This window comes from Streptococcus intestinihominis, assembly GCF_046824975.1.
Taxonomy (GTDB): Bacteria; Bacillota; Bacilli; order Lactobacillales; family Streptococcaceae; genus Streptococcus.
The window spans coordinates 595,904-600,679 of record NZ_JBKQBL010000001.1 but is presented as its reverse complement, the minus strand read 5'-3'; the positions used below and the strand labels follow the sequence as shown (position 1 = coordinate 600,679).

Here is a 4,776-nt window from a genome sequence, read left to right as displayed (position 1 = left end):
CAATTACCAAACGGAATTGACTACGGATGGGATGGGAATCTCTGGTGGTCAACGGCAGCGGATTGCCTTGGCGCGTGCCTTATTAACGGACGCTCCGATTTTGATTTTGGATGAAGCGACCAGCAGCCTGGATATCTTGACGGAGAAGAAAATTGTGGACCGCTTGATGGCCTTAGACAAAACGATTATCTTTATCGCCCATCGGTTAACGATTGCAGAACGGTCTGAAAAAGTCTTCCTCATGGACCAAGGTCGTCTGAAGGAAGAAGGAAGCCATGAAGAACTACTGAAAAAGAATGGCTATTACAGCCATCTGGTTACTTGTTAGAAGAGAAATAAAGAAAGAGTATGATGAACGAAAAATATTTTGAAAGTGCAGAATTCTATCAGAAACGTTTCCATAATTTTGCTAGCTTATGGGTGGTCCCTTGTTTTCTTTTACTATTGTTTGTTGTAGGCTTCTCTGTCTTTGCCAAGAAGGAAGTGACCTTGTCTAGTCGTGGAACGATTGAAGCTACGCGCGTGGTGGACCAAATCCAGTCAACGAGTAATTCTCCCATTCAAGTCAACCATTTGAAGGAAAATAAAGAGATTAAGAAGGGAGAAATCTTGGTAGAATACCAAGGGGATCAGGAAAAGCAACAAGGGATGAGCTTAACGCAACAGCTCGACCTCTTAAAGAAACAGGAGGAACAATTAAAATTGTTGAAAACGAGCATTGAGACCGGGGAGAGCCAATTTACAGGAACTGAGCATTTTGGGTATGACCAGCTGTTTAAGGATTACCAGCAACAGATAGCGATTCTCCAAGCGCAAGCCCATCAACAAAATGCAACCATTGCTTCTCAAAATGCCAGTGCAAGTTCCAGTCAAGCGGAAATTGGCCAAGCTATCCAAGACCAAGAGAAGCGATTAGCTGATTACCATAGCCTAAAATCAGCTCTACTAGAGGGTGGAAGTCTGGATGCAACTCATCCACTTTACTCTTTCTACCAGAGTTACGCTCAGCAACCACATGGAGAAGAAAACGCTCAAGCACAAGCTTCTTTTATCAGTCAGCTAGATAGTCAAATCCAGCAGCTAGAGGCGAGTATTTCTAATTATCGAATCCAATATGCGGGATCCGGAAGCCAACAAGCTTTTTCGACCAGCTTAGATAGTCAAATAGCCTCCCTGAAAGCTCAACAGCTGAGTAAAGTTGGACAAGATTTGCCACTTCTTTCTCAGCAAATTGTGGATTTAGACAGTAAGTTAAAAACACAAGAAAATCTTCTTCAGAAGACTCGGATTCTAGCCAAGGATGAAGGGGTGATTCATTTGAATGATGAAACAAAAGGAGCGAGTATTGTAGCGGAAGGCACTCCTTTGGCTCAAGTTTATCCACTCATTCAGAAAGAAAAAGAAGTCAAGATTGTTACCTATATTCCTTCAAAAGATATAGCCACGATTCATGTAGGTGATCGGATTCGCTTTAGCACACAGGGAAGTAAACAAAAACCCATTACGCTAGAGGCCCGCATTAGCTCAATTGCTTCGAGTGCCACTCGGACAGAACAGGGGAACTTTTTCAAAATAGAGGGAGTTCTTCGTCTCAAGGATCAGGAGGCCAAACTCCTACGATACGGTTTGGAAGGGAAGTGTGTCCTGATCACAGGAGAAAAATCTTACTTCAGTTTCTTTGTGGATCAATTTTTAGGAGCAGGGAACTAAAGAAACATAACATAAAAGAGGCTGGGACAAAAGTCCTAGCCTCTCAATTGTCTTTGGATTATCGAGCAAGACGCAGTGGTTGAGTGGGCTCTACCACGCTGATTTCATCAGCTATTACAGCCCTACTCAACTGTGCGGAGGTGGGACGACGAAATCGAATTCTAACGAATTACCGATTTCTGTCCCACTCTCTTTTATTCCAGCATTTTTAATAGGAAGTCCGCCATTTGTTGGGGACTTTCTTTTTGCCCACGCGCCACCCACATTTGACAGACTCCAAAGAAGGCATTGGTGAGGTAGACAGAACTATAGTCTCTTTCGACTTCTGTCAAAGATCGATGGCCATAACGCTCTTGCAAGTTATCGACGAGTAGAACTTGTAGCTTGTGTCGCAAGAAGGATTGAATTTCTTTTGTCCCATTCTCGGTTAGAAGGACAGCAAAGAGGGGCTCCTTGGTGAGAAATTCGAAAACTTCGGTAACAGCTTGGTGTTTATTATCTTGTTGTTTGTCGAAGATGTATTCAACTTTGTGGAAAAATTCCTGTTGGTAACGCTCGATCATATCGTACTTATCACGGTAGTGGGTATAGAAGCTACTCCGGCTGATACCAGCTTCTTTTGCCAACTGTACGGTTGAGATCTCATCAAAGGACTCCCTATGAAGCAGGTCAACCATGGCTTCCTGGATGATCCGTTTTGTTTTTATTCGCTTGTTGCTTTCGGTAACCATTCTAGTCTCCCTCTTTTATACACAAAATTATACACAGTGTCCAAAAATGATTTTTTAACTTGCGGTTTTTGAAAAGAACTGTATAATCAATTATATCAAAAAAATTAGACAATGTGTATAAAAAGGAGACAAAAAATGTTTAAGGAATGGAAAGCGATTTTTAGGAAACCGACCTTTATCGTGGTGATGATCGGGGTTGCCTTGATACCAGCTCTCTACAATGTGATCTTTCTATCCTCTATGTGGGATCCTTATGGCAAGGTTTCCGACCTGCCAGTAGCAGTTGTAAATCAAGACCAGCCAGCTCGTTATCAGGAAGAAGAATTGACAATCGGAAAAGACATGGTGTCCAATTTTGAGAAAAGTGACGCCCTAGATTTTCATATTGTCGATGAAAAAGCAGCTAAAGAGGGGTTGGAAAAGGGTGAGTACTATATGGTGGTGACCTTGCCCAAAGATCTATCTGCTAAAGCTGCTTCTATCTTAACCAATCATCCGGAACAGATGACCATTGCCTACCAAACATCTAGTGGGCATAGCTTTATTGCTAGTAAGATGAGTGATTCAGCCATGATAAAAATCCAGCAAACCGTTGCTAGCAATGTCACCCAAACCTATACCAGCGCCCTTTTTGAAAAGATGGGAAGCTTGAAGACAGGGATGGGAACAGCAGCGGAAGGAAGCCAGAAATTAGCGACCGGTGCTGGTCAGCTAAAAGAGGGTGGACAGACTCTGACAGACCATTTGACCACCTTGTCCAATTCGAGTCTATCTTTTTCAAATGGGGCACAGACTCTCAGCACTGGACTCTTGGCCTACACCAATGGAGTTGGCCAATTAGGAACAGGTCTTCATCAAATGCAGGAGAAAGTTCCCACCCTCGTATCGGGAGTTGGGCAACTTCATGATGGTTTTACTAGCTTTAATAGTGGACTGACGACCTATACATCTGGTGTTGGACAGCTGGGAGATGGTTTGAATCAAATGGCTAGTCAAACGCCTCAGTTAGCCTCTGGAATTGGCCAATTGCATACAGGGATGACGACTCTCTCAACGGGACTGGATACCTATACAAAAGGAGTCAGTCAGTTGAATCTTGGTGCTAGTAATTTGACGACTGGCCTCACCAGCTATAGCTCAGGTCTTGCTACTCTTAGTGGTGGAGCTAGTCAATTAAGCGGTCAATCGGAAGCCTTAAGAAATGGAGTGTCTCAGTTAGAGACAGGCATTCAAACCTTATCCACCCAACTTACTCCATCACCAAATCAACAAGAGCAACTTGCCCAATTAACAGCAGGCCTCACCCAATTAAATGAAGCTATTCAGAACACGAGTGGAGATACCAGTCAACTCAGCACAGCTTTGGCAAGCATCGCCACCTCTGCTCAAGGGATTTCAGCAGCTGCACAGGCTGACCGCAATTCGGTGTTAGCAAATCTTCAAGCTACTGCTGCCTATCAATCAATGACAGCTGAGCAACAGGCAGAAATAACGGCTGCTGTCTCTGCTACTTCAAGTACCACGGAGACTGCTGCTCAAGCGATTTTAACCACTGTTCAAGGCTTGCAAGAAAGCTTAACAACCGAGAGTCCCTTGGCCACAGTAAAAGAAAGTGCCAACCAGATCTTGCCAACAGCTTCGTCTACCTTGAATACTCTTTCAACTAGTTTGAGCTCCCTACAGACAGCAGTGACAGAGCAACTTCTACCAGCAAGCCAAACCCTTAGTCAGGGAGTTCAACTCTATACGACAGGGGTGGATCAGTTAGCCGGCGGAGCTAGTCAGCTTACGGAGAATAGCAGTACATTGATTGCAGGAGCTACTCAATTGAGTGCGGGGACAAGCCAACTGGAGCAGAAATCTGGTGACTTGGTAATGGGAAGTAATCAGCTAGCAGCAGGATTGGGAGATCTAAATGGGGAAATGCCAACTCTGACTGCTGGAATGAATCAATTGGCTTCAGGAGCCAACCAATTGACTAGTAAGTCTAGTGAATTAACAACAGGCGCTGGCTTGCTAGCTAGTGGGATCGGTCAACTAAATGGTCAAACACCAGTTTTGGCTAGCGGTGTTGATCAACTGGTATCAGGAGTCGATCAGTTGTCGGATAAATCAGGTCAGTTACTATCAGGTTCTCATCAATTGGCGGATGGTGCAACTAAGATAGCTGATGGCTCTGGTCAATTAGCGACAGGAGGTCAGGTTCTTGTCGGAGGCTTAGGTGATCTCCAAACAGGTAGTCAGAATCTTAGTCAAGGCTTGAGTTCAGCTAAGGACCAACTAAATAGCGCTAGCACTGAAAAAGAAAATGCAAGCGTATTGTCAAATCCAATCA

Annotated in this window: 4 protein-coding genes; 3 read left to right on the top strand and 1 reads right to left on the bottom strand. The window is 44.1% G+C overall.

The genetic code is table 11. The features are described from left to right. A partial coding sequence (locus ACLOR3_RS02980) for an ATP-binding cassette domain-containing protein (protein ID WP_412036977.1) occupies window positions 1–328 on the top strand: 328 nt, incomplete at its 5' end. A gap of 20 nt (window positions 329–348) precedes the next feature. After that, window positions 349–1,710: a bacteriocin secretion accessory protein gene (locus ACLOR3_RS02975; RefSeq protein ID WP_411400190.1), complete on the top strand. Its 1,362-nt coding sequence runs from the start codon at window positions 349–351 to the stop codon at window positions 1,708–1,710. Window positions 1,711–1,904: 194 nt separating this feature from the next. Here the strand turns inward: ACLOR3_RS02975 and ACLOR3_RS02970 are convergent, their stop codons facing one another. Beyond that, the gene (locus ACLOR3_RS02970; RefSeq protein WP_411400189.1) at window positions 1,905–2,441 is read right to left on the bottom strand and encodes a TetR/AcrR family transcriptional regulator; all 537 of its coding nucleotides are present in this window, start codon (window positions 2,439–2,441) and stop codon (window positions 1,905–1,907) included. Between the two features lie 135 nt (window positions 2,442–2,576). Between ACLOR3_RS02970 and ACLOR3_RS02965 the strand changes: the two genes are divergently transcribed. After that, on the top strand, window positions 2,577–4,776 hold a 2,200-nt coding region (locus ACLOR3_RS02965), incomplete at its 3' end, for a YhgE/Pip family protein (protein WP_412036976.1).